The 26694-nt window shown below is 64.7% G+C and carries 28 protein-coding genes; 15 read left to right on the top strand and 13 right to left on the bottom strand.

What is annotated here, in order from left to right; all coding sequences use genetic code 11:
- Positions 1-2 precede the first annotated feature (2 nt).
- Positions 3-689, bottom strand: a complete 687-nt coding sequence (locus ISP25_RS13255; RefSeq protein WP_404614498.1) for a YecA/YgfB family protein — start codon at positions 687-689, stop codon at positions 3-5.
- Positions 689-1465 (bottom strand): exodeoxyribonuclease III, encoded by a 777-nt coding sequence (gene xth / locus ISP25_RS13260; protein WP_404614500.1) that lies wholly within the window; start codon positions 1463-1465, stop codon positions 689-691. Before xth ends, ISP25_RS13255 begins: the two co-directional genes overlap by 1 nt.
- Before the next feature lie 179 nt (positions 1466-1644).
- On the opposite strand from xth, the gene ISP25_RS13265 reads away from it, so the two are divergent.
- A complete protein-coding gene (locus ISP25_RS13265; protein ID WP_077480516.1) occupies positions 1645-1854 on the top strand; it encodes a cold-shock protein in 210 nt (69 codons plus the stop codon).
- A 118-nt stretch (positions 1855-1972) separates the two neighbouring features.
- Here the strand turns inward: ISP25_RS13265 and ISP25_RS13270 are convergent, their stop codons facing one another.
- On the bottom strand, positions 1973-4033 hold the full coding sequence (locus ISP25_RS13270; protein WP_404614502.1) for a M3 family metallopeptidase: 2061 nt from the start codon (positions 4031-4033) through the stop codon (positions 1973-1975).
- A gap of 95 nt (positions 4034-4128) precedes the next feature.
- On the opposite strand from ISP25_RS13270, the gene ISP25_RS13275 reads away from it, so the two are divergent.
- Positions 4129-5877, top strand: a complete 1749-nt coding sequence (locus ISP25_RS13275) for a patatin-like phospholipase family protein (protein WP_404614504.1) — start codon at positions 4129-4131, stop codon at positions 5875-5877.
- 9 nt (positions 5878-5886) lie between these two features.
- On the top strand, positions 5887-6414 hold the full coding sequence (locus ISP25_RS13280) for a gamma carbonic anhydrase family protein (RefSeq protein ID WP_404614506.1): 528 nt from the start codon (positions 5887-5889) through the stop codon (positions 6412-6414).
- 25 nt (positions 6415-6439) lie between these two features.
- Here ISP25_RS13280 and ISP25_RS13285 read toward each other — a convergent pair whose 3' ends face one another.
- From ISP25_RS13285 to aroE, 3 genes are all read right to left on the bottom strand, one after another.
- Positions 6440-6979, bottom strand: a complete 540-nt coding sequence (locus tag ISP25_RS13285) for a hypothetical protein (RefSeq protein WP_192159045.1) — start codon at positions 6977-6979, stop codon at positions 6440-6442.
- Between the two features lie 189 nt (positions 6980-7168).
- Positions 7169-9016 (bottom strand): peptide-N4-asparagine amidase, encoded by a 1848-nt coding sequence (locus tag ISP25_RS13290; protein ID WP_404614508.1) that lies wholly within the window; start codon positions 9014-9016, stop codon positions 7169-7171.
- 301 nt (positions 9017-9317) lie between these two features.
- Positions 9318-10148: a shikimate dehydrogenase gene (aroE, locus tag ISP25_RS13295; RefSeq protein WP_343227584.1), complete on the bottom strand. Its 831-nt coding sequence runs from the start codon at positions 10146-10148 to the stop codon at positions 9318-9320.
- 150 nt (positions 10149-10298) lie between these two features.
- On the opposite strand from aroE, the gene ISP25_RS13300 reads away from it, so the two are divergent.
- Positions 10299-10535: a hypothetical protein gene (locus tag ISP25_RS13300; RefSeq protein WP_192159051.1), complete on the top strand. Its 237-nt coding sequence runs from the start codon at positions 10299-10301 to the stop codon at positions 10533-10535.
- A gap of 54 nt (positions 10536-10589) precedes the next feature.
- Here ISP25_RS13300 and ISP25_RS13305 read toward each other — a convergent pair whose 3' ends face one another.
- Positions 10590-12074 carry a RimK family protein gene (locus tag ISP25_RS13305; RefSeq protein ID WP_192159053.1) on the bottom strand — a complete coding sequence of 495 codons (1485 nt, stop codon included), beginning with the start codon at positions 12072-12074 and terminating at the stop codon, positions 10590-10592.
- A gap of 214 nt (positions 12075-12288) precedes the next feature.
- Here ISP25_RS13305 and ISP25_RS13310 point away from each other — a divergent pair, with 214 nt between their 5' ends.
- Positions 12289-12750, top strand: coding sequence for a GNAT family N-acetyltransferase (locus tag ISP25_RS13310; RefSeq protein ID WP_192159055.1), 462 nt, complete (start codon positions 12289-12291; stop codon positions 12748-12750).
- 71 nt (positions 12751-12821) lie between these two features.
- Here ISP25_RS13310 and ISP25_RS13315 read toward each other — a convergent pair whose 3' ends face one another.
- The 4 genes from ISP25_RS13315 to ISP25_RS13330 form a co-directional block, all read right to left on the bottom strand.
- On the bottom strand, positions 12822-13397 hold the full coding sequence (locus tag ISP25_RS13315; protein WP_404614511.1) for a hypothetical protein: 576 nt from the start codon (positions 13395-13397) through the stop codon (positions 12822-12824).
- 64 nt (positions 13398-13461) lie between these two features.
- Positions 13462-13974 (bottom strand): hypothetical protein, encoded by a 513-nt coding sequence (locus ISP25_RS13320; protein ID WP_192159059.1) that lies wholly within the window; start codon positions 13972-13974, stop codon positions 13462-13464.
- Between the two features lie 262 nt (positions 13975-14236).
- Positions 14237-14515, bottom strand: a complete 279-nt coding sequence (locus ISP25_RS13325) for a hypothetical protein (protein WP_192159061.1) — start codon at positions 14513-14515, stop codon at positions 14237-14239.
- Between the two features lie 119 nt (positions 14516-14634).
- Positions 14635-15321 (bottom strand): hypothetical protein, encoded by a 687-nt coding sequence (locus tag ISP25_RS13330; protein ID WP_404614513.1) that lies wholly within the window; start codon positions 15319-15321, stop codon positions 14635-14637.
- 94 nt (positions 15322-15415) lie between these two features.
- Here ISP25_RS13330 and lptM point away from each other — a divergent pair, with 94 nt between their 5' ends.
- The 10 genes from lptM to pnuC all read left to right on the top strand — a co-directional run bounded on the left by lptM (position 15416) and on the right by pnuC (position 23503).
- Entirely contained in the window at positions 15416-15637 is a 222-nt protein-coding gene (lptM, locus tag ISP25_RS13335; RefSeq protein WP_404614515.1) for an LPS translocon maturation chaperone LptM, read from the top strand.
- 9 nt (positions 15638-15646) lie between these two features.
- Positions 15647-16480, top strand: coding sequence for a diaminopimelate epimerase (gene dapF, locus ISP25_RS13340; protein WP_404614517.1), 834 nt, complete (start codon positions 15647-15649; stop codon positions 16478-16480).
- Positions 16481-16692: 212 nt separating this feature from the next.
- Complete coding sequence (locus tag ISP25_RS13345) at positions 16693-17379, top strand: DUF484 family protein (RefSeq protein WP_192159069.1); 687 nt, start codon at positions 16693-16695, stop codon at positions 17377-17379.
- 7 nt (positions 17380-17386) lie between these two features.
- Positions 17387-18271, top strand: a complete 885-nt coding sequence (gene xerC, locus ISP25_RS13350) for a tyrosine recombinase XerC (protein ID WP_404614519.1) — start codon at positions 17387-17389, stop codon at positions 18269-18271.
- A gap of 237 nt (positions 18272-18508) precedes the next feature.
- A complete protein-coding gene (gene hslV, locus ISP25_RS13355) occupies positions 18509-19045 on the top strand; it encodes an ATP-dependent protease subunit HslV (RefSeq protein ID WP_192159072.1) in 537 nt (178 codons plus the stop codon).
- Positions 19046-19184: 139 nt separating this feature from the next.
- Positions 19185-20525 (top strand): ATP-dependent protease ATPase subunit HslU, encoded by a 1341-nt coding sequence (gene hslU, locus ISP25_RS13360; protein ID WP_192159075.1) that lies wholly within the window; start codon positions 19185-19187, stop codon positions 20523-20525.
- Between the two features lie 123 nt (positions 20526-20648).
- The gene (locus ISP25_RS13365; protein WP_192159077.1) at positions 20649-21263 is read left to right on the top strand and encodes a hypothetical protein; all 615 of its coding nucleotides are present in this window, start codon (positions 20649-20651) and stop codon (positions 21261-21263) included.
- Between the two features lie 189 nt (positions 21264-21452).
- Positions 21453-21893: a hypothetical protein gene (locus ISP25_RS13370; RefSeq protein WP_404614522.1), complete on the top strand. Its 441-nt coding sequence runs from the start codon at positions 21453-21455 to the stop codon at positions 21891-21893.
- Positions 21894-21986: 93 nt separating this feature from the next.
- Complete coding sequence (gene rbsK / locus ISP25_RS13375) at positions 21987-22892, top strand: ribokinase (protein ID WP_404614524.1); 906 nt, start codon at positions 21987-21989, stop codon at positions 22890-22892.
- Positions 22889-23503: a nicotinamide riboside transporter PnuC gene (pnuC, locus tag ISP25_RS13380; protein WP_404614526.1), complete on the top strand. Its 615-nt coding sequence runs from the start codon at positions 22889-22891 to the stop codon at positions 23501-23503. Before rbsK ends, pnuC begins: the two co-directional genes overlap by 4 nt.
- On the opposite strand, the gene mnmE is transcribed toward pnuC, so the two are convergent.
- Complete coding sequence (gene mnmE, locus ISP25_RS13385) at positions 23446-24789, bottom strand: tRNA uridine-5-carboxymethylaminomethyl(34) synthesis GTPase MnmE (protein ID WP_404614528.1); 1344 nt, start codon at positions 24787-24789, stop codon at positions 23446-23448. The two genes, pnuC and mnmE, sit on opposite strands and share 58 nt — an antisense overlap.
- A gap of 209 nt (positions 24790-24998) precedes the next feature.
- Complete coding sequence (gene yidC / locus ISP25_RS13390) at positions 24999-26687, bottom strand: membrane protein insertase YidC (RefSeq protein ID WP_404614530.1); 1689 nt, start codon at positions 26685-26687, stop codon at positions 24999-25001.
- Positions 26688-26694 lie beyond the last annotated feature (7 nt).

Genomic DNA, 26694 nt, shown 5'->3' on the forward strand with positions numbered 1-26694 from the left:
GATCAATGCACCCAGTGCCCGCTGCGGTGTCGCGGTGCCGTACCTTCCTGGATTTCCGGTTCGCTGTGCCGCTGCACCATCGCTTCCAGCTCGGCTTCGGTAACGGGCTTGGCCAGCCAGTACTGGCCCACGGCGCCGAGCACTGCAGGGATCTGCGTGAGGCAGTCGTCGTATTCCTCGTCGCTGAGCTTCTCGAACTCGGCTTCGGCGCTGAGCACGCCGTCGTCGACCGCCAGCGCCATCACCGGTCCCAGCAATTCCATCAGTTGCGGATCATCGGCGAGGCGGCTTTCCCACAACGCAGCGCGCAGGTCGATGCCGCGGCTGAAGCCTTCGCACCAGCCGGCGGCGGAAAGCGCGGGGCCGGTGTCGGTATCGATCTCGCCCAGGATGGGCTCATAGGCGTCCACATCGAGTTCGGCGCTGATCGAGTCGTTGAGCTTGGCCAGCAGTGCCAGCACGCGGTTGCCTTCGGCTTCGTCGTCGAAGGGTTCGTGCAGGACTTCAGGCAGCCATTCGTCCGGCAACACCTGCAGGGGGCCGACCGCGAGCGCGCTGAGCAAACCGTGTACGCCATCCAGCAGCAGGTGGGTGTCATTCTCCTGCGTATGTGCGCGCAGGTAGCGATCCAGTTCGTCGAGCTCTTCGTCGGTGAGCGAGCTGGGCCAGTCGGTCTTGCTTGTATTCATCACGTATCCAATTCCAGCGTCACCGGCGTGTGGTCGGAAGGGCGTTCCCAGCGACGCGGTTCGCGATCGATCGCCGCGGCGCTGGCGGCGGATTTCAAGGCTTCGCCGAGCAGGATCAGGTCGATGCGCAGGCCCATGTTGCGCCGGAACGCGGCCTGTCGGTAGTCCCACCAGCTGAAGTGGCCGCCCTCGGACTGGAACAGCCGGAAGCTGTCGTGCAGCCCGAGATCCGTGATGGCCTTGAGCGCGGCGCGTTCGGGCGGCGAACAGAGGATATCTTCGCCCCATGCGGCGGGGTCGTGTACGTCGCGGTCGTCGGGCGCGATGTTGAAATCGCCCAGCACCACCAGCTTGGGGTGTCGCGCAATTTCGGCCTCAAGAAACGCGCGCACGCGTTCCAGCCAATGCAGCTTGTAGGCGTACTTCTCATCGCCCACCGCCTTGCCGTTGACGACGTAGAGATCGACGATGCGCAAGCCACCCACGCTGGCGGCGAGGATGCGCCGCTGCGGGTCGTCCAGGCCCGGGATGTCGGTGACCACGTCGGCGAAATCGCCCAGCTCCGCGCGAGCGAGGATGGCCACGCCGTTGTAGGTCTTCTGCCCGGAAAACACCGTGTGGTAGCCGGCGGCGGCGAGCTCGGCGGCGGGGAATTTCACATCCTCCAGCTTGGTTTCCTGCAGCGCCACGATGTCCGGCCTGGCGTCCACCAGCCACTGCAAAAGCTGCGGCAGGCGCACCTTCAGCGAGTTCACGTTCCACGAGGCGATCTTCATGCGGGTATTGTAAGGGATGGTTTCCAGCTGAACCGGTGACGGCCCCAACCGGCGCCACGGCCGTTTTCCATGTATGCTCGCGACGGCAAGAGCCGGGGAGGACTCGGATTTCCTGCTCCATGTTGCGGTCAGGCACACCCGTCCGGCCGCGATTCATTCATGTTTCAAAGGTATGTGTCATGTCGGAACGTCAGAGCGGTACGGTTAAGTGGTTCAACGATGCCAAGGGCTTCGGCTTCATTACGCCGGAAAGCGGTGAAGACCTGTTCGTGCATTTCCGCGCGATCCAGGGCAATGGCTTCAAGTCGCTGCAGGAAGGCGAGCGCGTCACTTTCGTCGTCACCAAGGGCCCGAAGGGCCTGCAGGCCGAGGAAGTGCAGAAGGCCTAAGCCTCTGCACTCCGCCGCCTGGGAAAGCCCGCCGCAAGGCGGGCTTTTTCTTTGGAGGCGCGGCCATGAATGGCTGTTCGATTGATTCCGGATCGCAGCCGACCGCCGACTGGCTCGTTCAGTCCAGCAAACCGTGGCTGCGCAGCAATGCTTCCGGCTCGGGCTTGCGACCGCGGAAGGCCACGAAGCTTTCCAATGCCGGACGGCTTGCGCCCACGGAAAGCACTTCGCAGCGGAAGCGCGCGCCGGCAACGGGATCGATCACGCTGCCAGCCTGCTTCGCCGCATCCTCGAACGCGCCGAACGCGTCGGCACTGAGCAGCTCGGCCCACAGGTAGCTGTAGTAACCCGCCGCGTAGCCGCCGGCGAAGATATGCGAGAACGCATGCGGGAAGCGCTGCCACGCCGGAGGATGCAGCACCGCCACCTGCTTGCGTGCCTGTTCCAGCACGGCTAGTGCCCGCGCGCCTTCGGCGGGGTCGTAGCCGAGGTGCAGGCTGAAGTCGAACAGCGCGAATTCCAGCTGGCGCACCAGGAACAGGCCGGCGTGGAAATGCCGCGCGGCGAGCATGCGCTGGAACAGTTCTTCCGGCAACGCTTCTCCGGTCTGCCAATGGCGTGCGAACAAGTCTAGTGCCTCCCGATTCCAGCCGAAGTTCTCCATGAACTGGCTGGGCAGCTCCACCGCATCCCACTCCACGCCGTCGATGCCGCCGATCGAGGGCAGGGCGATTTCGGTGAGCAGGTGGTGCAGGCCATGGCCGAATTCGTGAAACAGGGTGAGCACGTCGTCATGCGTGAGCAGCGCGGGCCGGCCTTCGGTGGGCGGCGCGAAGTTGCAGGTGAGGAAGGCCACCGGCAGCTGCTTCGCGGCGCCATCGTCGAAGCGGGCGCGGCAGACGTCCATCCACGCGCCACCGCGCTTGCCGTTGCGCGCATAGAGATCGACATAGGCGCCGGCAAACACGCGGCCGTCGGCATCCATCACGTCGTAGTAGCGTACGTCCGGATGCCATACGTCGACGCCATCGCGGGGGGCAAGCGTGATGCCGTAGAGTTTGCGCACGATGGCCCACAGCCCATCGACCACCGCGGGCAGCGGGAAATAGGGCTTGAGCTGCTCTTCGTCTAGCGCGTAGTTCTTCTGGCGCAGCTTTTCGGAGCTGTAGCCGACGTCCCATGATTCCAGGTTGTCGAGCTTGAGTTCCTCGTGTGCGAACTGGCGCAGAGTGGCCAGCTCACGCTGCGCCACCGGCTTCGCGCGCGCGGCGAGGTCACCCAAAAACTCCATAACCTCGGTGGGCGAGCCGGCCATCTTGGTGGCCAGCGATTCCTCTGCCGTATTGGCGAAGCCGAGCAGCTGCGCGGCCTCATGGCGCAGCGCCATGATCTTCTCGATACGCGCGGAGTTGTCGTACTTGCCGGCGTGCGGGCCCTGGTCGGAAGCGCGCGTCTGGTAGGCCCAGTACACGCGTTCGCGCAGGCCGCGATTGTCGGCATAGGTAAGCACGGCCTGCACGCTGGGCTGCTTCAGCGTGACCAGGTAGCCGTCCAGGTCCTGGTCCTTGGCGTACTGGCGCAGCACCGCAAGGCCGGATTCTGGGATGCCGGCGAGATCGCGCTCGTCGGTGACGTGCTCGTGCCAGGCGTCGGTGGCGTCCAGCACCGCGTTGGAGAACTCGGTGGAGAGCCTCGACAGCTCGACGCCGATCTCGCGGAAGCGGCTGCGCGCGGGTTCCTCCAGCGACACGCCGGAGAGCCTGAAGTCGCGCAGCGCGTGTTCCACCAATGCGCGCTCGGGCCGCGACAGCGCGGCGAAACCCGGCGCGTCGGCCACCGCCTGCACGGCGGCGTACAGGTCGCGGTTCTGGCCCTGCGCGATGGCGTGTTCGGTGAGTTTCTCCTCGGCCGGCCCGTAGGCCTCTCGCAGCGCGGGACTGTCCGCCACCGAGTGCAGGTGCGACACCGGCGCCCAGGCGCGGGCGAGGCGCTGGCCCAGGCGCTCCTGCGCCAGCATCACATGCGCGAAATCGCGCAGCGCGCCGGGGGCGATGATCGCAGCGATTGCGGCATCGTCGTCGGCGAGGATATCGGCGATGGCCGGTGCCACATGCTCGGGACGGATGCGGGAAAACGCCGGCAGTGCATCGTCGGCCAGCAGGGGATTGTCTTGGGTCATAAAGTGCTCCTTTCCGACGCGAAGCGTGGCGACCACACCGGGCGAAATCAAGCGCGACGACACCGCCCTCACGGCGCCGAAGTAGCATTGCCGCCATGCAGCCCACCGACCTGGCCGACCTGATCCGGCGCACCGCGATCTTCGCGCACCTCGACGAATTCCAGCTCGAGATGCTGGCCAGGCGCATGCGCTGGCTGTGCCTGCCCGGCGGCCAGTACCTGTTCGAGGCCGACGAGCCCTCCGAGGCGCTGTACCTGCTGCGCAGCGGCAGCCTGGGCGTGTTCGACGGTCCCTCCACCCTGATGCACCAGCTTGCCGCGGGCGACTGCGTGGGGGAAATCAGCCTGCTCTCAGGCGGCAACCACCACCTCTCCGTGCGGGCGCTGCGCGATTCCGAACTGCTGCGGCTGGATGTCGCCGACTTCGAGGCGATGGTGGAACGCCACCCCACCACCATGCTGGCGGTGGCGCGCACCGCCACCTTGCGCCTGCTGCAGAACCAGCACCGCGTACCGTCGCCCAACCGGCCGCGCACTTTCGCGATGCTGCCCGCGCACCGCGGCGTCCCGGTGCGCGAACTGGCGCAGCAACTGGCCACGGCCATGGAGCCCTACGGCCACTGCACGGTGATCGACGCCGAACTAGGCCGGGATCGCGGCAGCGACTGGTTCGCCGAGCGCGAGGCCTGGGCGCAGTTCGTGCTCTACCTCGACGACGACAGGGACCCGGAATGGCGCCAGCGCTGCCTGCGCCAGGCCGATGCTCTGCTGCTGCCTGCGCTGGCCGCGCAGGCGGCGCAGCCCTGGACAGAGTTCGCGCCCGGCCACCCGGCCCGCACCGAGCACCGTCCGCGCCACCTGTTGCTGCTGCACGAGCGCGGCGAACCGGAGCGCGGCTCGGCGCAACGCTGGCGCGCGCCGTTCAGCGGCTCGCTGATGCACCACCACATCTGCGGCGAGGGCGACATCGAACGGGTGGCGCGGCTGGTCACCGGCCACGCGCGCGGGTTGGTGCTGGCCGGCGGCGGCGCGCGCGGGCTGGCCCACCTCGGCGCGATCAAGGCGCTGCGCGATGCGGGCCATGCCTTCGACGCCGTGGGTGGCACCAGCATCGGCGCGATCATCGGCGCAGGCGTGGCCCACGGCTGGGACACAGACACCATGCTGCGCCGCTACTTCGAGGCTTTCGTGAGCAGCCGCCCACTGTCGGACTGGACGTTGCCGTTGGTGGCGCTGACCCGCGGCCGCCGCGCCAGCCACATGCTGCGCGAGGCCTTCGGCGACAGCGAGATCGAGGATCTGGGCAAGCCGTTCTTCTGCGTCTCCACCAACCTCTCCGGCGCCGGCCGCGCGGTGCATCGCACCGGGCCGCTGTGGCTGTGGCTGCGCGCCTCCAGCGCGATCCCCGGCGTGCTGCCGCCGGTGCTCCATCGCGGCGAAGTCCACGTGGATGGCGCGCTGGTGGACAACCTGCCCACCGACGTGATGGCCACCGACGGCATCGCTCACCTCACCGCACTGAGCATCCACGGCGGCATGGCGCTGCGTGCCGGCATCGACGACGTGGCGACCCCGCCATGGTGGCGCCTGCTGCTGCAACAGCGTCGCGGCCCGCGCTGGCCGGGCCTGGTGTCCACCCTCGCCCGCGCCGCGATGGTCAACAGCGAGGAAACCAGCGAGCGCTGCCGCGCGCTGGCGCACCGGCTGATCGTACCGCCGCTGGAACGAGTGGGCCTGCTGGAATGGAAGAGCTGGCGCCGCGCGGTGGACGCCGGCTACCGCGAAACGCTGCGCGTGCTGGAAGCCGAGCGCAAGGATCGGGAACCCGGCTGTGACAGCCTCTAAAATGCCCCCATGAATCTGCGCAGCTACAAGGGCATCGCCCCCGTCCTCGGCGAACGTGTCTACCTCGACCCCGCCGCCACGGTGATCGGCGACGTGGTGCTGGGCGACGATGTATCGGTCTGGCCCGGCGCAGTGTTGCGCGGCGACGTGAACCACATCCGCGTGGGCGCGCGCAGCAACATCCAGGACGGTGCCATCGTGCATGTCGCACACGCCGGCCCTTATGGCCCAGGCTACCCTTGCCTGATCGGCGCGGACGTCACCATCGGCCATGCTGCCGTCGTGCATGCCTGCACCATCGAGGATGGTTGCCTCATCGGCATGCACGCCAGCGTGCTTGACGGCGCGGTGGTGAAGAAGCATGGCTTCGTCGGTGCTGGCGCGCTGATCCCGCCGGGCAAGGTGGTGGGCGAGCGCGAGTTGTGGCTGGGCAACCCGGCGAAGTTCGTGCGCGTGCTCAGCGACGCGCAAGTTGAGCAGCTGATGTACTCCGCCGCGCACTACGTGCGAGTGAAGTGCGACTACCTGGGGGAGTGAACAACCGAAAGCCTTCTAAAGGCTCCTATTGCACCGCAGCCGTCTGCCGAGCGGCCATCGCTGCGGCTTGTTCGGCATGCGCGCGACCCAGCAGCCTGCGCTGGGCGTCGAGATAACCGCCGAGCAAGGCGAGCTTGTAATCGCTCGCATTCAGTTCCTCGTGGGCAGGATCGTACTTGTAGTTGCCGGCATCGTACGCACGCAGCAGTTGCAGCTCGCGTTGCGCCTCGTCGAGGTCACCGGCAGCGATGGTGTGCTCCGTGTCCTCGCAAGCCGACTTGAACATGTCGTGCAGCCCTTCCATCGCGATGCGATTGCCTGGCTCGAGCTGCAGCACGCTGAAGTAGAACTCGAACGCGTTGCTGCCTACCGGTGCGACAAGTCGGCCATCGCGCCGCGCGTCGGCGGCAAGGCCAAGCAGGATGTGCACGCCGTTGTCGTCAGACGGTGACTGGGCCGTGGCGCGGGCATTCCAATGCCACCAGCCACCACCGATCAGCATCAAGAGCAAGGCGCCACCCAACCAGACCCGGCGGCGCGAGAAGAACGAAACAAGACTTTGCATGACACCCGTGCCTGACGAAACCAAGGTCGTGGCTGTCTCAAGGAACACCGTCGACCGGGCTGCAAGCTAACTGTGCATTGTGTCAACGCGATGACTCTGCGGATCGGGCCGACAGCGAAGCCCACGGCCCGGCCAAAAAGAAAGGACCGGCTTCCCGGTCCTTTCTTGCTTGCCCATGCTTGAGCCGGGTCAAGGCAACAATTGCACGGTCGCGCCGTAGACGCTGGATGCATATTGCGAAAAGCGATCACGCCAGGAAAGGTTGTTGGAACCCATCCAGCACGCCGCGCCATCCACCCAACCCGTGAGAGCGTTGTCCTTCGAGGAGATCTTGCGGCTGTAGCACTCGTCGAAGGAATCCCTGTAGCGATAATCCTGGTGGCTGTACGTGTCGGTGGCCCCGGTAAATTGCCCTGCCGCGTTCCAGTTGTAGGTGTTGTTTCCGTCGAACGTATTGTCCACGGTAGCCTCGGCTCCCAGGAAATATCCGGGAAACACGGAAGCCGATTGCCTGTACCCCTGCTCCTTCACATCGGTGTACTGCTGATAGCTGCCGTCGGCCTGTTCGAAATAGCCCAAGTTCAGCTTCAGCGGATAGCTGTGCCGCTCGCGAAGAACGACCGTCTTGTGGCCATCGGTGCGCGTCGTGGTCGAATCCACCGTCGTGGTCTGGACGATGTTTTCGCCTTCGCTGTTGGCCGGCAGGGTGTAGTCCTGCGAGTTGGAAAAGGCGATCTTCTGCGCCACTTCCGTTTGCACCACGCCATGCGAGGTGGCCACCACGCCGACAATGGCGAATTTGCGGTTCGACGTGACGGTGATGTTTCCGCCAGTCACGTTGTTGCTTGCATCGGTGGTGAGGTTTTCGACAACCCGGGGCGTGGGCACGGCGGCCAGGCTATTCGAAATGACTGCTCCCCTGACTTGCTTGGAACCGTGGTCGAGATACAGCAGCAAGTTGCCGGCAACGCTGAAATACTGGTTCGCGTTGAACACGCTCATCGAAATGCTGTGCGTCTTGCCATCGTCGAGGGTGCCGGCGAAAGGCGTAAGGTCGACGCGATAGGGAACGAAAGACAGCGTCTGCACACCGGGCGTCGGTTCCCAGAGCCCGGGATTGCCCGTACCGCCGGTGTAAATCCACGGGTACACCGGTGCGACGCCGGCAGGCTGGCCATCGATGCTGATTTCGGTTTCGCGGAACGCCGTGTTGTTGCAACCGAAGAAGCTCAGCGTTCCCTGGTCGTTCGGATTGCACGAATACCAGATCTCGTCGTTGCTCTGGCTTTGTGCGTAGACTTCGAGGTAAGCGCGTTCGATATTCCTCGGCAGCGATGTATAGGTTGCCGTGTATTGGTCGGCTGTCGTGTTCAGGGCATAGGTGCCGTTCGCGGGATTCGAATTCATCGACAGCACGAGATCCGGGCGCGGTTGCAGAATCCCATGACCTCCGTTGTCGCCATTCCTGCCGCGATTGCCGTCATTCGCCAGGGGGTAGAAATACAGCGCCGCCGAACCGCTGAGCTTGCCGTCGTATGGGCCCTCTACGTAATTGACGAAGTCGGAGTGCCCGGCCTGACTGGCCGTAAACAGTGCGCTGTAGTCGGTCACGTCTTTTTCGATATGCCAGGTCGTGGCACTGGGCGGTGCGACGCTGGGTTCCTGCGTGGTGCCGAAATAGAGGATCGCGCCACCCAGCCAGATGGAGCCGGTACGATCGAACTGGTTGGTGCCGACCATGCTGGTGTCGATCGTGAGCACGACTTTTTCCCAGGGACCGGGACATCCGGCAGGCGGTGTGTAGTTGATCGGCGTCGGGCCGCTGGGGTTGTCGAAGGATGCGTTGGTGTACAGCGGCACGACGCATGGCGTCGTCGGCGGCCGCGGCACGGTCGGATCGGCTACGGCCACGTTGTGCGAACCGATCGTCAAGGATTGTGCCGACACGTTCGACACGCCAGTGCACGCCAGAACTGCCAAGGCGCACTGCGCGATGGGAAGTCTCAAACTCCGAACCGTATGCAAACGAGTCGACATGGCTCTATCTCCCCTCGACCGGACCGCCTGATCGGCGCTGGTCACGTTGGACGAATCGACCGGACTGCTGCCGGCGGCGAAAACACTGCAGGTACACCACTTCGGCTCGGCGATGGCCGGGCTTCGAGCGAACATCCCCATCCGCAACATGTAATTACCCCCTACCGTAAGAACTTGTCCGTGAGCTCGACGGCATCGCGGACAGGCTCTGGTCACCCCCTGTGCCGGCCATGCTGGCACCCGCATTTTTAGACGGGGTCAAATCGCCCTTCGAGAGGGCGATGCGGTTGGCATGGATTGCTTAGCCCTCTGCACGCAGGCTCTGGTAGACCGGTTCAGTGTCGGGGTGGCGGCCATGCCACAACGCGAACGCTTCGGCCGCCTGTTCCACCAGCATGCCGAGGCCATCCCACGCGTAGCGCGCACCGCCCGCCTTCGCCCACGCGACGAAATCGATGGCGGCCGCGCCATAGGCAAGGTCGTAGCAGAGCGCGCGCGCGCCCACCAGCGACATCGGCAGTTTCAAGCCGCCGCCCAACACCCCGGCCGAAGTGGCATTGACGATCAGGTCGTAGCTGCCGAGGTTGGCGAGGTCGTCCCAGTAGCGGGTATGCACGCGGGCCGGCTCGCCGATCGCATCGGCCAGCGCATCGGCGGTCTCCGGTGTGCGATTGACGATGGTGAGCGTCTGCACGCCGGCATCCAGCAGCGACCACGCCACAGCGCGCGCCGCGCCACCCGCGCCCAGCAGCAGTGCGTCGTGACCGCGCAGATCCACGCGGTGGCGCTCGGTGAGATCGCGTACCAGGCCCGCGCCATCGGTGTTGTGTGCAACGAGCCGGCCATCGGGCAGGCGGGTGAGCACGTTGGCCGTGCCCGCACGGGTTGCCGCCTCGCTGCGCTCGTCCGCCAGCGAGGACGCCGCACCCTTATGTGGCAGGGTGACATTGGCACCCGTACCACCGGCGATGAAAAAGGCGCGCACTGCATCGGCAAAGTCCCCCGGCGTCGCATCAATGGTGCGGTATTCCAATGTGATGCCGAACTGCTGCGCGAAGCCCTGGTGGATGCGCGGGGACAACGAATGTGCGATCGGATGACCGAACACGGCGAACTGGGAGGGTTGGCTCACGCGGTGCTCCTGGAATGAGAGGCCATTGTAAGAGCCTCTTCGCGATCTCCACACGCAAGGAGGATGACGGACGCGAACGGTCCGCCGCGGATCGCAAGCCGTGAGATGCGACATCGGCATGCTGCACCCATCGCCCGCGAGGAAGCAGCCATGCACACTCCCACCATCCAGCACCACGACCACGGGGACCTGTTGGCCATCGCCCTACTGTGGCTTGCCATAGGCGCTGCGCTGCTGGTGACCACGCTGGTGCCTCTGCACACAGCCCTGCTGGGCTGGGCACCTCTGCTGTGGCTGTTCGTCGCTCCACTCACGCTGCTGCTGATTCTCGAGCCGGGCTTGCCCAGGCAACTGCTCGCATTGCGACGCCCGCGGCGCCGTCACTGATTCCATCTGGCAGTGGAAGGGCTCGTCGCCGCAGGGAAGCGGCGACGGTTCGCCTCACTGGCTGACGCCCTGTCGCTTGAGTTCCATCCGGCGCAGGAATTCGCGCATCACACTGAGATACAACTCGGGGCCGAGGCATTCGTCTTCGACGCCGGCGTCGATGGATGGGTTGTCGTTCACCTCGATCACCACCGGCTTGTCGCCCACGCGCTTGATGTCCACGCCATAGAAACCATTGCCCACGGCCTGCGTGGCCTTGAGCGCCAGCTTCACCACGTCGGGCGGGGCGCTTCCGATGGGCAGGGTTTCCGACTCGCCGGTTTTCGACGGGCCTTTCGCGCCATGGTTGTAGATCTGCCAGTGGCCGCGCGACATGAAGTATTTGCAGGCGTACAGCGGCTCGCCGTTGAGCACCCCGATGCGCCAGTCGAATTCGGTGTAGACGAATTCCTGCGCCAGCAGCAGGGCGCTGTGCTGGAACAGTTCCGCGGTGGCTTTGGCGAGCACGGCTTCGTCCTCCACCTTCACCACGCCGCGCGAGAACGAGCCGTCGGGAATCTTCAGAACCAGCGGATAGCCGAGTTTCTCCGCGACGTCCTTCAGGCTGCGCGCGTCGTCGCGGTAGAGGATTTCGGTACGCGGCACGGCGAGCTTGCGCGAGACCATCAAATCGTTGAGGAAGATCTTGTTCGTGCAACGCAGGATCGAGGTCGGGTCGTCGATCACCACCATGCCTTCCTTCTCCGCACGATGCGCGAAGCGGTAGGTATGGTTGTCGCTCGCGGTGGTTTCGCGGATGAACAGACCGTCGTATTCGGCGAGGCGCTGGTAGTCGTTCTTGCCGATGGGATCGACTTCGATGCCGAGCTCCTTGCCGGCCGCGATGAACGCCTTCTGCGCCCGCTTGTTCGACGGTGGCATGACCTCGTGCGGATCGACCAGCATGGCGACGTCGTAGCGGAACTGCTTGCGCGCCTTGGGCTTGCGCCACAGCTTCTTGCTGAAGCGGTCGAGTTCCTCCGCGAAGGCGTCTTCCTGCGCGTCATCCAGCGTTTGCAGGCCGACCGGCTTGATGGCGCTGGTCTGCCACACGCGATCGCGCTCGAACTCGATGCGCAGCAACGGGCAGGGGAACATTTCGAACACCTGCCGCGCCAGATCCTGCAGCGCAGGCTGCGAGGTCTGGCCGAAGTAGACGAGGATGCCGAAGTCGGTGGTGTCGCGGCCGCCCGCAGGCAGGAAGTGGGTGAGCTTGGTGTTGAGGTCCTCGATCTCCAGGCCGTAAAGCGAACGGCGGCGCAGGTCGTTCACCGTGCGCACCGACGGCATCACCTTGTGTCCGCGCGCCTCGGCCAGCAGCGACACGTAGTAGCCGGTGCCGAGATATTTGTAGCTGCGGCAGAGATTGATGACGTGGGTGCGCTCGTCGTCGCTGCCCACCGGTTCGCGCAGGTAATCCGCTGCGGTGACTACATCCGCTGACGGGTAATAGACGCCCCAATCGGAGGCTTTCTCGACCACGATGACCAGACGAGCCATGTCACCACTCAGGCTTGCGATTGCGGGGCGCCCTGCATGCAAGGCGATGAACGCGCAGTGTCGCACAGCGCGAACGCGCATCGGGGCGTGGCACTGAACCCTTGCTAAGCATTCGCCTCGCTATCGACCGATCACGATTGCCGCATCGTCGCCGGGCCACTACAGTCCGCCCGGTTTGCCGCCGTGCGCGCATCCGATCAAGGAATTCTTCGCCATGTCGCCAACCAATCTGCGCGTCCGCTCAGCCCAGCTTTCCGACCTCGACGATCTGGTGGCGCTGGAAGAACACAGCTTTACCAGCGACCGCTTGAGCCGCGCGCAGTTCCGCCGCCACCTCGACAGCGACAGCGCGAAGGTGCTGGTGGCCAGTACCGGCCCGCATCGTTTCCTCGGCACTGCCGTGGTGTTCTTCCGCAAGCGCAGCGGCGTGGCGCGGTTGTATTCCATCGCCACGCATCACGCCGCACGCGGCCAGGGCGTGGGCTCGATCCTGCTCGATGCCGTGGAAGAACTCGCCCGCCGCCGTCATTGCCGCGCACTGCGGCTGGAAGTGCGCGCCGACAACGCCAGCGCGATCCGTCTCTACGAGCGCCTTGGTTACCACAGGGTGTCTGCGCTTGCGGAGTACTACGAAGACGGCGCCGATGGTTGGCGCTACGAGAAATCGCTGGGCTAAGAGCTGTTTGCGATCTCTCCATGGCCCGCGCAGCGCCTGCATGCCCTCCGCAAGGCGTCCGCTTTGAGCTGTCAGTCGGTAGCCGATCCGCCCTTTGCCGGACCGGCTTCGCTTGAGCCGGCACTCGCCGCTCCAGGATCGCTCGCATGACCAGTCCCCGCCCGCGCGGGCTGGAACCGGACTGCCCCCTTTTCCACGCTCCGGCCATCGTCCGCGTGCCGCGCGCCATTCGGCGATCCGACGGAGATCGCCGTCACGACCAGCAAGGGAACAGCCGCGGCGATGAAAGGCGCCCTGGATTGCCTGGCGGGATCTTTTTCGGACTTGCGCCCAAGCAGCGCCAACGCGCCGCCGACCGATGCGGGAACCATGCAAAAAGCGGCAAGACCGCCGCCGATGAAGATTCCACCAGCCGCCGCGGCCATGACCAGACAACCGGGCCAGCGCTTCCTGAATACGAAGACGAACACGCTGTACACGATGACGAGAAAGGAAAAGGCCATGCCGACCAATCCCACCCGTATGCCTGGCCATGCTCCCTGGGCGTCGAGTGCCGTGACGAATCCGCCGAAAAACGACGTAACTAACCCGGCGACAATTCCCAAGATGCCCGAAATCAGGGCGATGACTCCTCCCGCGACCCTCATATCCCCTCCTTGGCGGAACCGCACCAATGAACAAAGTCCATGGACCCGAACAACTTGTCAGGCATCAATCCTTCTGCCGCGCAATGGTGAACTCCTCGCTGGATGAATAGCCATCCATAGTCGCCAGTGTGTACTCCCCTTTGCACACGCGCTCTTTCTTTGTCGAAGAACAAACCAGCGGGACTTCCTGTTCCTTGACGAGCCACGACTGAAAGCAGGATGGATTCTTTTCATCGGGCTGCCTGAAGCAACCCCTGGAAACTGCGCACACCGAATTGGGCATGTCCGGGTTGCAAACGGGAGATGGCTTGTCTCTGGATTTGCAGTTTGACAATGCGGCTGGATCGCCGTTTTCGGAGAAACTCAGATCGCACTCGAAATTGAATTGATTTGAAACATTTATCTTGAAATTACCGCCATCTTTCCTGATGGACACGCTTTTGAGTGCAGCAGCGTCGTTGTCGCCGCCATACAGGGACATGTTCAGCCATTTTTGCCTGTTTGCGCCGGCGTCATCCGACAAGGCGGCCCAGGAAATACAAGACAACAATAAAAACAAACAGATCTTCCGGATCACGGATTTCTCTCCCTAGAGTAACGCTCGACGCCGATCAGATCCCGGATCGGCACATGCGCCCGGATACTCCGCGCGCGTCGTCATCGCGTCAAGCTGGTCCATCGATCCAACTGTGCAATTGCCAACCAGGTCCACTTGCCGAATCCCGGACCGATTCACGCCGGCCCGACACGCGCTTGAGTGCCCGGACGAAAACCGATGCCAATCCGGCCTCGCCGCGGCAGCGGCAAGGCCGGCCCGGCTCACGCCAGCAGCACGTGCGTCACTTATGGTTCTGGTTCGCCGCTTCCGCCGCCGCCTTGAGTTCGCGGTTGGCCTGGTCGAGCAGGTCCTTCGCTTTCGCCGCGTGGCCGTCCATGTCCCATTCGTTCGCTTGCTGCGCGGCGACGATGCGCTGGTAGGCCTTGTCGGTGAGCTTCTGCGCGGCGGCGATGTTCGGATGGCGACTGCTGCTGACATCGCGCACGGGCTGTGCGGCGAAGGCCGTGGCGGCGACGGTTGCCAGCGCGGCGGTCAAAACGGCTTGCGTAAGCTTGTTCATTGGCCTCTCCCAGGTTGGATGGATGCCACGACGGTACGGCTTGCCGATGCCGCACCGCCGTGGCGAGGCGAATCTAGCGCGGACGCCGTACAAGTTCCTGCGACGGATTTGTCCGCCCTTCAGCGCAGGCCGCCCAGCGGCGAACCGATGCGCCGCTCGGTGGCCGCATCAGGCCGCGCCACCAGTGCGCCGGCGCCCGAAAGACTCAAGCTGTAGTGGCCGCCGTCGACCAGCGGCAGGAAGGCGCCGCTGCCGTAGACCGCATCCACCATCGGCAACGCGCGCGGGTATTGCCGGTGCAGGTCGAGCAGGTCGAAACCGTCGGCGGAGCCGAGCGCCACCACCGTGCGCGGCGCGCTCTGTTCCTGGGTCGCGTCGTCGTAGCGACCGTCGATGCGGTCGAGGCGATAGAGCGGCGGCAGACCGACAAGCAGCTTCCACTTCAACACCACCGCCTCCACGCGCCAGTCATCACCGGCCAGTTGCACCTGGCGGGTGGCACCATCTGGCCAAGTCAAGGTGACGGCCCAGCGCTGTGGCGAAAGGATATGCGCGTCGATCTCGACCACGGGCGTTTCTTCGTCCAACAGGCGATAACCGCGCAGGGCCCATCCGCCGACGCCAAGCAGCAAGCTGAGCACGAGGCACACCACACACAGCAACCCGTGCCAGCCGGCAGCCAGCCGCGCACCGGCATCGAGGCGGCGGCGCAACGTCAGCAGTTGCAACAGGCAGAACAGCAGCAGGACCGCGGCGAGCACCAGCAGCACGGTAGCGGGCAGGCGCAGCAGCTCGATCAGGTTCATCGCGGGTCCCAGGTACTTTGAGGCAGGCGCATGATAAGGCCCAGCGGCGCGCTCGCTATACTGCGGCGTCGCGTTTCCCCACAGGTGTTCGATCATGCGCCGTTCATTGCTGTCGCTGCTTTGCCTCGCCGTCGCCATGCTTGCCGGCTGCGGCAACAAGGGCCCGCTGTACATGCCGAACAGCCCGAACCCGCCGGTATACGTGCCGCCCAAGCCCGTTCCTGCGCCGTCCGCTACGGCAACCGGCCCGGCACCGGATGCGCCGACGGCGGCGAGCAGCGCGCCTATCTCCGCCAGCAGCAGCGCCACGCACTGAGCTTTGCCGATGCTTCGGTTCTCCAAGATGCATGGCCTGGGCAATGACTTCGTCGTGCTCGATTGCCGCACCACACCGTTTGTGCTGGACGAAGCCGGCATACGCGCGCTGGCGGACCGTCGCACCGGCGTAGGCTTCGATCAGCTGCTGAGCGTGGAGCCGGCACGCGATCCGTCCTGTGCGTTCTATTACGGCATCTGGAATACCGATGGCTCGCCCGCGCGTCAGTGCGGCAACGGCGTGCGCTGCGTGGCGGCGTGGTTGTTCCGCGCCGGTGCGTTGACGGCGGATGAGCCTGTTCGACTGGAAAGCCCGTCCGGTCCGGTGACGGTGCGCCTGCTTTCCGCCCACGAAGTCACCGTGGAGATGGGCGAGCCACAGTTCGCACCAGATCGGATTCCGTTCGCAGCGGATACCGAATCGACTCGTTACATGATCGACGTCGACGGCACGTTGCTGGAAATAGGTGCGGTGTCGATGGGCAATCCGCATGCAGTGGCATTGGTGAACGAACTGGCCAACAGCACCGCGGACCGGCTGGGTCCTGCGCTCACCACGCATCCGCGTTTCGCCGAGGGTGCGAACGCCGGCTTCGTCGAACGCCTTTCCCGGCAGCACCTGAAACTGCGCGTGCACGAGCGCGGCGTGGGTTGGACGCTCGCCTGCGGCACCGGCGCCTGCGCGGCGGTGGCGGTGTTGCGCCAACGTGGCGAGGTCGACGAGCAAGTACGCGTGGATCTGCCCGGCGGCTCGCTGCGCATCGCGTGGCCCGGCCCTGGCCACGCGTTGTGGATGACCGGCCCGGCGGCCTTCGCATTCGAAGGCGAGTGGCCAGGAGTCTGAGCATAGAAACGCTCAAGACGAAAAGCTCGTTCTGCGGGGCAGATTTTCGTCGGTTCGCCGGCCCATAGTGGTTCCATGGGCCAAGATGCGGCAGAAATCTGCCCCGGAGAGCAGGCTTTGCAGCCCGAGCGGCTTCCACCGCTCAGGCTCCAGATTGATCGAACGGCGCGTCCATCGCACACTCGTCGCATGACCGCCGCAGGAAATCGTGCATGAACGCCCCCTTGTCCGACGACACCACCGAAGCCGGCGTGGTTGCGGCCTATCTGAAGCGGCATCCTTCCTTCCTCACGGACTACCCCGAGTTGGCCGCGCAACTCACCATGCCGCGCGAACAAGGCTCGGTGTCTTCGCTGGCTGCCTACCAGTTGCAACAGTTGCGCGACAAGAACGCGGAGCTGGAACGGCGACTGGTCGAACTCACCAGCATCGCCGCCGACAACGAAAAATTGATGGAGCGCGTGCACGCGCTCACCGTGGCACTGCTGCGCGCGAACACGCTGGAAGTGACCACGCGCACCGTGATCGCCAAGCTCAACGAAGATTTCCACACCGAGCAGGTGCGCCTGCTGCTGTTCGGCCGCCACGCCGACCTGCCGCGTTCGGACTGGCTGCGCCAGGTCGGTGGCGGGGCTGCCGAACTGCCGGAACTGGCCGAACTGCTGCAGCGACGCGATCCCGTTTCAGGCCGCCTGTCGCCCGAGAAGCTGACGCAGCTGTTCGGCGACGATGCGGCTTCGATCCGCTCGGCGGCGCTGATACCGCTGGGCAACGCCGGCATGCTCGCCATCGGCAGCCACGACCCGGACCGCTTCCAGCCCGGCATGGGCACGCTGTTCCTCAAGATGATCGCCGCCACCGTCACCGCCGCACTGGCGCGGGCGCGGGATCTCGCCTGAGCAACCCATGACTCCCACCCAACAGGTCGAAGCCTGGCTCGGCCGCCTCGCGGGCGAACGGCAGGCTTCGCCGCATACCGTGGACGCTTACCGCCGCGATCTCGCCAAGCTCACGGGGTGGATGGAAACGCAAGGCTTCGCCAGCTTCGAGGCGCTGGAGCCGAATCGCCTGCGCCAGTTCGTGGCCGCCCAGCATCGCGCCGGGCTCTCGCCGAAAAGCCTGCAGCGCCTGCTTTCCTCCTGCCGCAGCCTGTTCCGCCAACTCACCCGTGAAGGCCTGCTGGCGCACGATCCGCTGGCCGGCGTGCGCGGCCCCAAGGTGCACCGCAAGCTGCCCGTGGTGCTGGACGTGGACGAGGCCGCCACTCTGGTGGAGTCCGGCAACGACGGCACGCTGGCACCCCGCGACCGCGCAATGCTGGAACTGTTTTATTCCAGCGGCCTGCGTTTGTCCGAGCTGGTCGGCCTGTGCTGGAACGACCTCGACCTCGACGGCGGCGAAGTGCGCGTCCTGGGCAAGGGTCGCAAGACACGCATCGTGCCCGTGGGTCGCCACGCCGTAACTGCCTTGCGTGCGCTGGGTGAAACCACCGGCAGGACACCCGAATCACCGGTGTTCCGCGGGCGTGGCGGCGCGGCCATCAATCCGCGCACAGTGCAGATGCGGTTGCGCAAGCTCGCGCTCGCGAATGGCTTCGCCAAGCACGTGCACCCGCACCTTCTGCGCCACACTTTCGCCAGCCACATGCTGGAATCTTCCGGCGACCTGCGTGCGGTGCAGGAACTGCTGGGCCATGCCGACATCGCCACTACGCAGATTTACACGCACCTGGATTTCCAGCATCTGGCGAAGGTGTACGACGCTGCGCATCCCAGGGCCAAGAGAAAGTAAACGCGCTCCTTGCGTTTGCCCTTTCTCCCCTCTGGGAAGAAAGTTGGGATGAGAGACGGTCTTTGCGTGGGAGCTGCTTGCTGAAGCTCGCTTCGACAAGATCCCTTGCCAGCTTGACCCCTCACCCCAACCCTCTCCCCCAGCGGGGAGAGGGAGCGAACGGGCCGGACGGGTCCGGTCCGCATTGAAGCCCCGGCGAACCGACCCCATCTGGTTCGCTCAACCTCGGAGCTTTTCATGGAATCCTTCCACGCTACCACCATCGTCAGCGTGCGTCGCAACGGCAAGATCGTGATCGGCGGCGACGGCCAGGTCACGCTCGGCAACATCGTGGCCAAGTCCAATGCACGCAAGATCCGTCGCCTCGGCCGCAACGCGGACGTGCTGGCCGGTTTCGCCGGTGCCACGGCCGATGCCTTTACCCTGTTCGAACTCTTCGAGCAGAAACTCGACAAGCACGGCAACAATCTCACCCGTGCTGCGGTGGAGATGGCCAAGGAGTGGCGTACCGACCGCCGCCTCGGCCGCCTCGAAGCCATGCTGGCGGTCGCCGACAAGGAAGCCTCGTTGCTGATCTCCGGCAACGGCGACGTGTTGGAACCCGAGCACGGCCTGATCGCCATCGGCTCCGGCGGCCCGTATGCGCAATCCGCTGCGCTGGCGCTGCTGGAAAACACCGAGCTGGACGCGCGCGCCGTGGTCGAGCGTGCGCTGAAAATCGCCGGCGACATCTGCATCTACACCAACCACAACACCACGATCGAGGAGCTGTAAGCGGCTACTCGCATCGCTTCAATGCCGTCGTTCCGGCGCAAGCCGGAATCCAGAGCCTCTCGGCCTGATCGAGTGCTCTCGTCACTGGATCCCGGCCTACGCCGGGATGACGGACAAAAATCCAACCTTCCGGTGTCCCATGTCCGAACTGACCCCCCGCGAAATCGTCAACGAACTCGACCGCTACATCATTGGCCAGCACGACGCCAAGCGTGCTGTGGCGGTGGCATTGCGCAGCCGCTGGAGGCGCATGCAACTCGCGCCGGAAATGCGCAACGAGATCACGCCGAAGAACATCCTGATGATCGGCCCCACCGGCGTGGGCAAGACCGAGATCGCGCGCCGCCTCGCCACGTTGGCCAACGCACCGTTCGTTAAGGTGGAAGCCACCAAGTTCACAGAAGTGGGCTACGTGGGCAAGGACGTGGAATCCATCATCCGCGACCTCGCCGACGTGGCCTACAAGCTCACCCGCGAATTGGCGATCAAGCGCGTCCGCACGCAGGCGGAGGATCGCGCCGAGGATCGCATTCTCGATGCGCTGTTGCCGCGTCGGCAGACGCCCACCGACTGGAGCCACGACCAGGCCACCACGCCGACAGCCGACAGCGACACCCGCCAGAAGCTGCGCAAGCAACTGCGCGAGGGTGCGTTGGACGAGCGCGAGATCGAGCTGGATTTCGCCATGAACGTGGGTGTGGAAATCATGTCGCCGCCGGGCATGGAGGAGATGGGCGCACAACTGCGCCAGATGTTCCAGAACATCGGCGGCGCCAAGACCCAGCACCGCAAGCTGGCGATCAAGCTGGCACGACCAATACTGGTCGAGGAAGAAGCCGGCAAGCTGCTCAACGACGAAGAGATCCGGGCGCAGGCGGTCGAGGCCGCCGAGCAGAACGGCATCGTCTTCCTCGATGAGATCGACAAAGTGGCGCAGCGCAGCGAGTGGGGTGGCGCCGGCGTCAGCCGCGAAGGCGTGCAGCGCGACCTGCTGCCGCTGGTGGAGGGTTCCACCGTTTCCACCAAGTACGGTCCGTTGAAGACCGATCACATGCTGTTTATCGCCTCGGGCGCGTTCTCGCTGGCGAAGCCCTCCGACCTGATCCCGGAATTGCAGGGACGCCTGCCGATCCGCGTGGAGCTCAGCGCCCTGTCGGTGGACGATTTCAAGCGCATCCTGCGCGAACCACACAACGCGCTGACCAAGCAGTACGTGGCCCTGTTGGGTACGGAGGGCGTGAGCCTGGAGTTCACCGAATCCGGCGTCGATCGCTTGGCCGAAGTGGCTTACCAAGTGAACGAGCGCACCGAAAACATCGGTGCGCGCCGCCTGCATACCGTGATGGAGCGGTTGCTGGAAGGCATCTCCTATGAAGCAGCAGACAAATCCGGCGAAAAATACCTTATCGACGCCGAACAGGTAGACAAAAACCTTGGCTCGCTGGTGCATAACGAGGATCTGAGCCGCTACATCCTCTGAGGTGCGGATGACATGAAGCGCGCTAATGCATACAAATGGCGCGTTTTATTTGTATTTTCGCCGAAGATAGAGGAAAACGTCCTCTAAACAAGCCTTCACGGTCGCTCTGCTAAAATATTCACCATGGCAAAGATTCTCGAATTCAAGACCAACGGTTTGCGCGCCCAGCTGCGCGAAGCGCAGGAACAGCAGACCATGGTGCGCCTGTGGCGTACCGAGTTGGAGCACGGCAGCTTCTGCGGCTATGTGGGTGGTGTGGGCAACGAGTTCGTGCTGCTGTCGGTAGTCGGCGACGGCATCACCGATGACGGCATCTACGTGATGCGCCACCGCGACATCACCGAACTGGAATCACCGGAACGCCATCATGTCTTCATGGCCAAGGCGCTCGCAGTGAAGGGCATATCCCCCCGCCTGCCACCCAACTTCCCGCTGGATTCGGTTCGCGACGTCGTGAAAGCCGCCGGCGCGATGTCGCCGGTGATTGCCGTGCACGTGGACACCGAGGAAGAAGAGGAAGTCTGCTACATCGGCAGCCTCGCCAGCGTCGACGAGGATGGCTTCTATCTGCAGGAACTCAGCCCCGATGCGGAATGGATGCGCCAGGCCTCGTTCTTCGCCTGGGATGAGGTCTCCACGCTGAGCATCGGCGACGGCTACGCCCAGGCCCTGCTCGCCGTGGCGGGCCCGGCCCCGTCGCTGGAACCAGGCGACGCGGGCATCGGCCACATGCACTGAACCTGCTTCCCGATTGCAACGATGACGCCCGCCGCTGACCCGGCGGGCGCTTTCGTTTCGTCCCGCCGAAATCCAGGGAAGTCCCTTCATGCGCCTCAGGTAAACCCGCTGCCGCCAGCCCCGTTACCGGACAGGCGACACCGCTGCAATACATCCCTGCGCGATTCACGCCTGCCATGGAGACCTTTCATGCACACGATTTCATTGCGATTGACTGTCTGCGCCCTGGCCTTCGGCTTGCTCGTGGCCGCGCCGCTCGGCGCCGTATCTGCGCAGGACGATCCGCCGTCCGCATCCGATGCGCCTGCGGCGCCGCACCGCTTGCCTGATCCGCAGAAGCAGGCCCATCGACTGGCACACAAACTTGGCCTCGACGCCGACCAGCAATCGAAGCTGGCCGCGATCTTCGGCAATCGCCAGCAGCAGGTCGCTGCCGTCCGTGCCGACACCACGCTATCCATGCGCGACCGCAGGACGAAGTTGCTCGCCATCCATCAGGACAGCGAAAGCCAGATAAAGGCGCTGCTCTCGCCGACCCAGCAGCAGCAATACGCGCAGCTGCAACAGGCCATGAAGGCACACCGTGAGGCCCAACAGGAGTCGAACCAGGCTGCCCCCGAAAGCCATTGAGTCCAGGGGAGCATGCCGACTGCGTGAGGCCACGCTTGGCATAACCGGTGCCGCACCGTTTACCCTGCGGTTTCCATCGCTACGGAAACCCGCATGAGCTGCATCGTCGTCGTCGGCAGCATCAACATGGATCTGGTCACGCTCGCGCCGCGCTTCCCCGGCGCTGGCGAAACCCTGCTCGGCAGTCGTTTCCTCACCGCGCATGGAGGCAAGGGTGCGAACCAGGCGGTCGCCGCGGCGCGCCTGGGCGCCAGTGTAAGCATGGTCGGTGCGCTGGGCCGCGATGCCTTTGGCGACCAGTTGCACGCGGGGCTGATGCGTGAAGGTGTCGACCTCGCCCACGTCGCCCGCATCGACCATGAATGCAGTGGCAGCGCATCCATCACCGTGGCGGAGGGCGAGAACCAGATCATCGTGGTGCCGGCCGCCAATGCGTGCGTCACGCCGGCGCAGGTGGAAGCCGCGCGGGAAACCATCGCGCAGGCCGACGCCGTGCTGGTGCAACTGGAAATTCCCCTCGACGCTGTCGAAGCCACATTGCGGCTGGGTCACCTGCTCAAGGTTCCCGTCATTCTCAATCCCGCACCCGCGCAGAAGCTGCCGCACGAATGGCTGCAGCTGACCAGCTACCTCACTCCCAACCAACACGAACTCGCTACTGTCCTCGGTGAAGACACGCACTCGGATTTCCGCGACCTGATGCGTCGCGCACCAGGCCCCGTGGTACTTACCCGCGGCAGCGAAGGCGCGTGGTACCGGGACTCCGCGCAGCCCGAACCCCAACACCAGCCAAGCTTCGCCGTGGACGCCACCGACACCACCGGCGCTGGCGACACCTTCAACGGTGCGCTCGCCGTATTCCTGCACGAAGGCCTGCCGCAAGCCGTGCGCAAGGCCTGCGCTGCGGCCGCTCTGTCGGTGACCAGGCTGGGCGCGCAAGGCGGCATGCCGCAGCGGGCCGAGCTGGATGCATTCCTCGCAGACGGCCCCCGCGCATGAGCCCGCTGGAAATCGCGGCCAACCTGCTGGCCGGTGCGTCCATCATCCTGGCCGGACGCAACAGCGTGCACACCTGGTGGACCGGCATCGTCGGCTGCGGCCTGTTCGCCTTCGTTTTTCTGGACAGCCGCCTGTTCGCCGACACCGTGCTGCAGGTCTTCTTCGTGATTACCAGCATCGTGGGCTGGTGGCAGTGGCTGCATGGAGACCACGGCGAAGAACTCCCGGTCACCGACCTGCCGGCGCGCAAGCTGTGGCTGCAACTGCTGTCCGGGGCGATCGGCGCGGTCTGCTACGGCCTGTTGCTCCGCCGTTTCACCAATGCCTACTCGCCCTTCCTCGATTCCACCGTGCTGGCCTTCAGCATCGTGGCGCAATTGCTGATGATGCGCCGGCACGTGCAGAACTGGCCGTTCTGGCTGCTGGTCAATTCCATTGCCGTGCCGCTGTACGCCAGCCGCGGCCTGTACCTCACCTCAGCGCTGTATGCGGTGTACTGGATCAACGCGCTGGTGTCGTGGAGGCATTGGCTGCGATTGCGCGACGCTGCTACTCACTTACCGATGCAGAACGACCCAAAGATGGCGCCGAGCAAATCGTCGCTGGTATAGCTGCCGGTGATTTCGCCCAAAGCGAGCTGGGCCTGGCGCAACTCTTCGGCAGCCAATTCGCCGGCGCGGGCAGCAGTAAGCGCATGAGCCGTACGGATGAGGTGGTCACGCACGGTCTCGAGCGCGAGCACATGGCGGCGACGAGCGCTGAAGGCACCTTCGCCGCTGCCCGCACCGGCGAGCTGCTTTAAGTGTTCGCGCAGGACATCCAGGCCTTCGCCGGTTTTGGCGGAAGCCCACAGCCAGCGGACGCCATCGCGGATTTCCGTGTGCTGCGTGGCGTTGGCCAAGTCGATCTTGTTGACTAGCACCAGGCGTTCGGCCCCTTCGGGCAAGTGTGCGAAAAGAGCGAGGTCAGCCTCCGCATGCTTTGCATCGGTGACCAGCAGCGCTGCGTCTGCGCGTTGCAGTTCGCCATGCGCTCGGCGAACGCCTTCGCGCTCCACTTCGTCGTCGGTATCACGCAGACCGGCGGTGTCGGCCAATTCCAGCGCGATGCCGTCGAGCGATACGCTTTCACGCAATACGTCGCGGGTGGTGCCAGCGATGGAAGTGACAATGGCGCGCTCGCTGCCGGCCAGCGCATTGAGCAGGCTGGACTTGCCGGCATTCGGACGGCCGGCGATAACCACGCGCAAGCCATCGTTCAAGCGCAGGCCGCGTTGCGCTTCGCGCAACAGTTCGCCGAGTTGCGTGCGCAAACTATCGAGTCGCCGTGTTATGGCGGGATCGGCAAGGAACTCGATTTCCTCCTCCGGAAAATCGATGGCGGCTTCGATGTACACGCGCAGTGCGATCAGTGCCTGCAGCAGTGCATCCACCTTGCGCGAGAACACGCCCTCCATCGAACGCAACGCGGCGCGCGCGCCCGCCTGTGAGCGCGCGGCAATCAAGTCGGCCACGGCTTCGGCCTGGGCCAGATCCAGTTTGCCATTGAGGAAGGCACGCTCGGTGAATTCACCGGGGCGTGCGAGCCGCGCACCAAGTTCGCACACGCGGCGCAGCAGCGCATCGAGCAACACCTGACTGCCGTGACCTTGCAGCTCCAGCACATGCTCGCCGGTATAAGAGGCGGGAGCAGGGAAGTGCAGCAGCAGACCGTGGTCGATCGCTTCGCCGTGCGTATCCCGGAAGGTACCGAAGTGCGCATGGCGTGGCTGCGGCGCTCGGCCGAGCAGGGTTTGCGCAATGGCTGGCACCAGTGACCCTGACACGCGCAGCACACCCACCCCGGCTGCGCCCGGCGCACTGGCGATGGCGGCAATGGTATCGATGTGCTGGGTCATGGCGTGAGCGTAAACGAAGACGGCCGCAACGGTTGCCCGGCGCGGCCGCCTCGGTCAAAAAGATAGGGTTACGAGTGCAGCTCGGAAGACGCTTGTTTGACTCTGCAACCACCATCCTTGGTAGTCGCCGTTCATTCCATTGCTCACGCGATGTGAAAAATCGCCCAAGCAAATTTTTCGCGATCAGGAACGATCGCAAGAGTCAGTCGTCAGGCCGCCTTGGCCGTCGCTTCCTCGCGTTCCACGTGATGGGTGATCCACCATTGCTGACCAAGGCCCACCAGGCCGTTCACCGCGTAGTAGAGGCACAGGCCCGCGGGGTAGAAGGCGAACATCACCGAGAAGATCAGCGGCATCACCTTCATCATCTTCGCCTGCGCAGGATCCATGCCCGCCGCAACCGGGTTGAGCCACTGTGTGCCCAGCATCACCGCTGCGTAGATCACCGGCAGGATGTAGAGCGGGTCGTGCGCGCTGAGGTCGGGAATCCACAGGAACGATGCCTGGCGCAGTTCCAGCGAATACTCCAGTACGTAGAGCAGGGCGAAGAACACCGGCATGGTGATGAGCACCGGCAGGCAGCCCGCCATCGGGTTCACCTTCTCCTTCTTGTACAGCTCCATCTGTGCCTGTTGCAGCTTGGCCTTGTCGTCGCCGTAGCGCTCCTTGAGCGCCTGGATGCGCGGTTGCAGCTTGCGCATCTTGGCGCTGGAGCGGTACTGCATCGCGGTGAGCTTCCAGGTGGCGCCCTTGATGAGCAGCACCAGCAGGATGATCGCCAGGCCCCAGTTCTTCACGATGGAATGCAGGAACGACAGGATGCCGTGCATCGGCACGGCGATGGCCTTGAACATGCCGTAGTCGATGGTGAGATCCAGCCCGGGTGCCACCGCGCCCAGCTGGCCCTGCAGGTTGGGGCCGACATAGAGACGTGCCTTCGCGTCCACGCTCTGCCCTGGCGCCACATTGATCGTGGGGCCGATGGCGCGGATGAGATAACGCGGATGCTCGCTGCCCGGGTTCACCGTGTCGGTGGAATAACTGGCGGTTTCATCGGCCGGCGGAATCCATGCGGCGAAGAAGTACAGCCGCAGCATCGCAGCCCAGCCGCCCTTGAAGGAAGCATCCAGCTTGTCCTTGGGCTCGGCGAGATCCTTGAACGACAGCTTCTCGAACTTCTCGCCGGTGTACCAGGCCGCGCCCTGGAAGCTGCGTGCTTCCGGGTGGGACATATTGGTCAGCCAGTTGCCGTCGTGCGGCGGTTCGGCACGCAGCAACTGGGTATAGGCGTTGCCCTGCCACGGCGTGCTGCCGGCGTTGTCGATTTTCTGGTCCAGCGCGACCACGTAGCTGCCGCGAGCGAAATGGTAGGTCTTGGTGACCTTGAGACCCTTGGCGTCCTGCCAGGTCAGCGGAACATCCAGCTCATTCTGACCCGCTGCGAGTTTGTAGTCGGTCTGCGCGCCCTGGAACACGGCGAGATGGTTGGGCTGGTCGGCCGCATCGGCATCGCTGCTGCTGACGAGGCCGTTCTGTGCCACGAAGTAATGCGCGTCGCTATTGTCGAACAGGGTGACCGGCGCAGGATTCGGGTCCTTCTTCGTACGCGGCGTCACCGGATAATCCAGCAACTCGGAACGTACGATGCTGCCGCCGCGCGTGTCGATGGTGAGTCGCAGCATGTCGGTGGTAACGGTGATCAGCGACGAAGACGCGCTGTCGCCGGAGGCATTGCTGACGCTTGGCGAGGCGCCGGGCTGCGCACCCGGTGCTCCTGTCGTGCTGGCGGCGGCAACCGGGGCCGGCGGCGGCGCCATGTAGTCCTTCTGCCAGGCCATGAACAGGAAATAGCCCACGGCAAGCAGGGCGAACAGGAGGAAGTTGCGTGTTTGGTTCATCGGCTCA

Source organism: Rhodanobacter hydrolyticus (genome assembly GCF_044904645.1).

Excerpts from the sequence above, each read along its gene's own strand:
- ISP25_RS13255 (WP_404614498.1), bottom strand. The coding sequence starts at position 689 with ATGAATACAAGCAAGACCGACTGGCCCAGCTCGCTCACCGACGAAGAG.
- xth (WP_404614500.1), bottom strand. The coding sequence starts at position 1,465 with ATGAAGATCGCCTCGTGGAACGTGAACTCGCTGAAGGTGCGCCTGCCG.
- ISP25_RS13265 (WP_077480516.1), top strand. The coding sequence starts at position 1,645 with ATGTCGGAACGTCAGAGCGGTACGGTTAAGTGGTTCAACGATGCCAAG.
- ISP25_RS13270 (WP_404614502.1), bottom strand. The coding sequence starts at position 4,033 with ATGACCCAAGACAATCCCCTGCTGGCCGACGATGCACTGCCGGCGTTT.
- ISP25_RS13275 (WP_404614504.1), top strand. The coding sequence starts at position 4,129 with ATGCAGCCCACCGACCTGGCCGACCTGATCCGGCGCACCGCGATCTTC.
- ISP25_RS13280 (WP_404614506.1), top strand. The coding sequence starts at position 5,887 with ATGAATCTGCGCAGCTACAAGGGCATCGCCCCCGTCCTCGGCGAACGT.
- ISP25_RS13285 (WP_192159045.1), bottom strand. The coding sequence starts at position 6,979 with ATGCAAAGTCTTGTTTCGTTCTTCTCGCGCCGCCGGGTCTGGTTGGGT.
- ISP25_RS13290 (WP_404614508.1), bottom strand. The coding sequence starts at position 9,016 with ATGTCGACTCGTTTGCATACGGTTCGGAGTTTGAGACTTCCCATCGCG.
- ISP25_RS13300 (WP_192159051.1), top strand. The coding sequence starts at position 10,299 with ATGCACACTCCCACCATCCAGCACCACGACCACGGGGACCTGTTGGCC.
- ISP25_RS13305 (WP_192159053.1), bottom strand. The coding sequence starts at position 12,074 with ATGGCTCGTCTGGTCATCGTGGTCGAGAAAGCCTCCGATTGGGGCGTC.
- ISP25_RS13310 (WP_192159055.1), top strand. The coding sequence starts at position 12,289 with ATGTCGCCAACCAATCTGCGCGTCCGCTCAGCCCAGCTTTCCGACCTC.
- ISP25_RS13315 (WP_404614511.1), bottom strand. The coding sequence starts at position 13,397 with ATGAGGGTCGCGGGAGGAGTCATCGCCCTGATTTCGGGCATCTTGGGA.
- ISP25_RS13325 (WP_192159061.1), bottom strand. The coding sequence starts at position 14,515 with ATGAACAAGCTTACGCAAGCCGTTTTGACCGCCGCGCTGGCAACCGTC.
- ISP25_RS13330 (WP_404614513.1), bottom strand. The coding sequence starts at position 15,321 with ATGAACCTGATCGAGCTGCTGCGCCTGCCCGCTACCGTGCTGCTGGTG.
- lptM (WP_404614515.1), top strand. The coding sequence starts at position 15,416 with ATGCGCCGTTCATTGCTGTCGCTGCTTTGCCTCGCCGTCGCCATGCTT.
- dapF (WP_404614517.1), top strand. The coding sequence starts at position 15,647 with ATGCTTCGGTTCTCCAAGATGCATGGCCTGGGCAATGACTTCGTCGTG.
- ISP25_RS13345 (WP_192159069.1), top strand. The coding sequence starts at position 16,693 with ATGAACGCCCCCTTGTCCGACGACACCACCGAAGCCGGCGTGGTTGCG.
- xerC (WP_404614519.1), top strand. The coding sequence starts at position 17,387 with ATGACTCCCACCCAACAGGTCGAAGCCTGGCTCGGCCGCCTCGCGGGC.
- hslV (WP_192159072.1), top strand. The coding sequence starts at position 18,509 with ATGGAATCCTTCCACGCTACCACCATCGTCAGCGTGCGTCGCAACGGC.
- hslU (WP_192159075.1), top strand. The coding sequence starts at position 19,185 with ATGTCCGAACTGACCCCCCGCGAAATCGTCAACGAACTCGACCGCTAC.
- ISP25_RS13365 (WP_192159077.1), top strand. The coding sequence starts at position 20,649 with ATGGCAAAGATTCTCGAATTCAAGACCAACGGTTTGCGCGCCCAGCTG.
- ISP25_RS13370 (WP_404614522.1), top strand. The coding sequence starts at position 21,453 with ATGCACACGATTTCATTGCGATTGACTGTCTGCGCCCTGGCCTTCGGC.
- rbsK (WP_404614524.1), top strand. The coding sequence starts at position 21,987 with ATGAGCTGCATCGTCGTCGTCGGCAGCATCAACATGGATCTGGTCACG.
- pnuC (WP_404614526.1), top strand. The coding sequence starts at position 22,889 with ATGAGCCCGCTGGAAATCGCGGCCAACCTGCTGGCCGGTGCGTCCATC.
- mnmE (WP_404614528.1), bottom strand. The coding sequence starts at position 24,789 with ATGACCCAGCACATCGATACCATTGCCGCCATCGCCAGTGCGCCGGGC.
- yidC (WP_404614530.1), bottom strand. The coding sequence starts at position 26,687 with ATGAACCAAACACGCAACTTCCTCCTGTTCGCCCTGCTTGCCGTGGGC.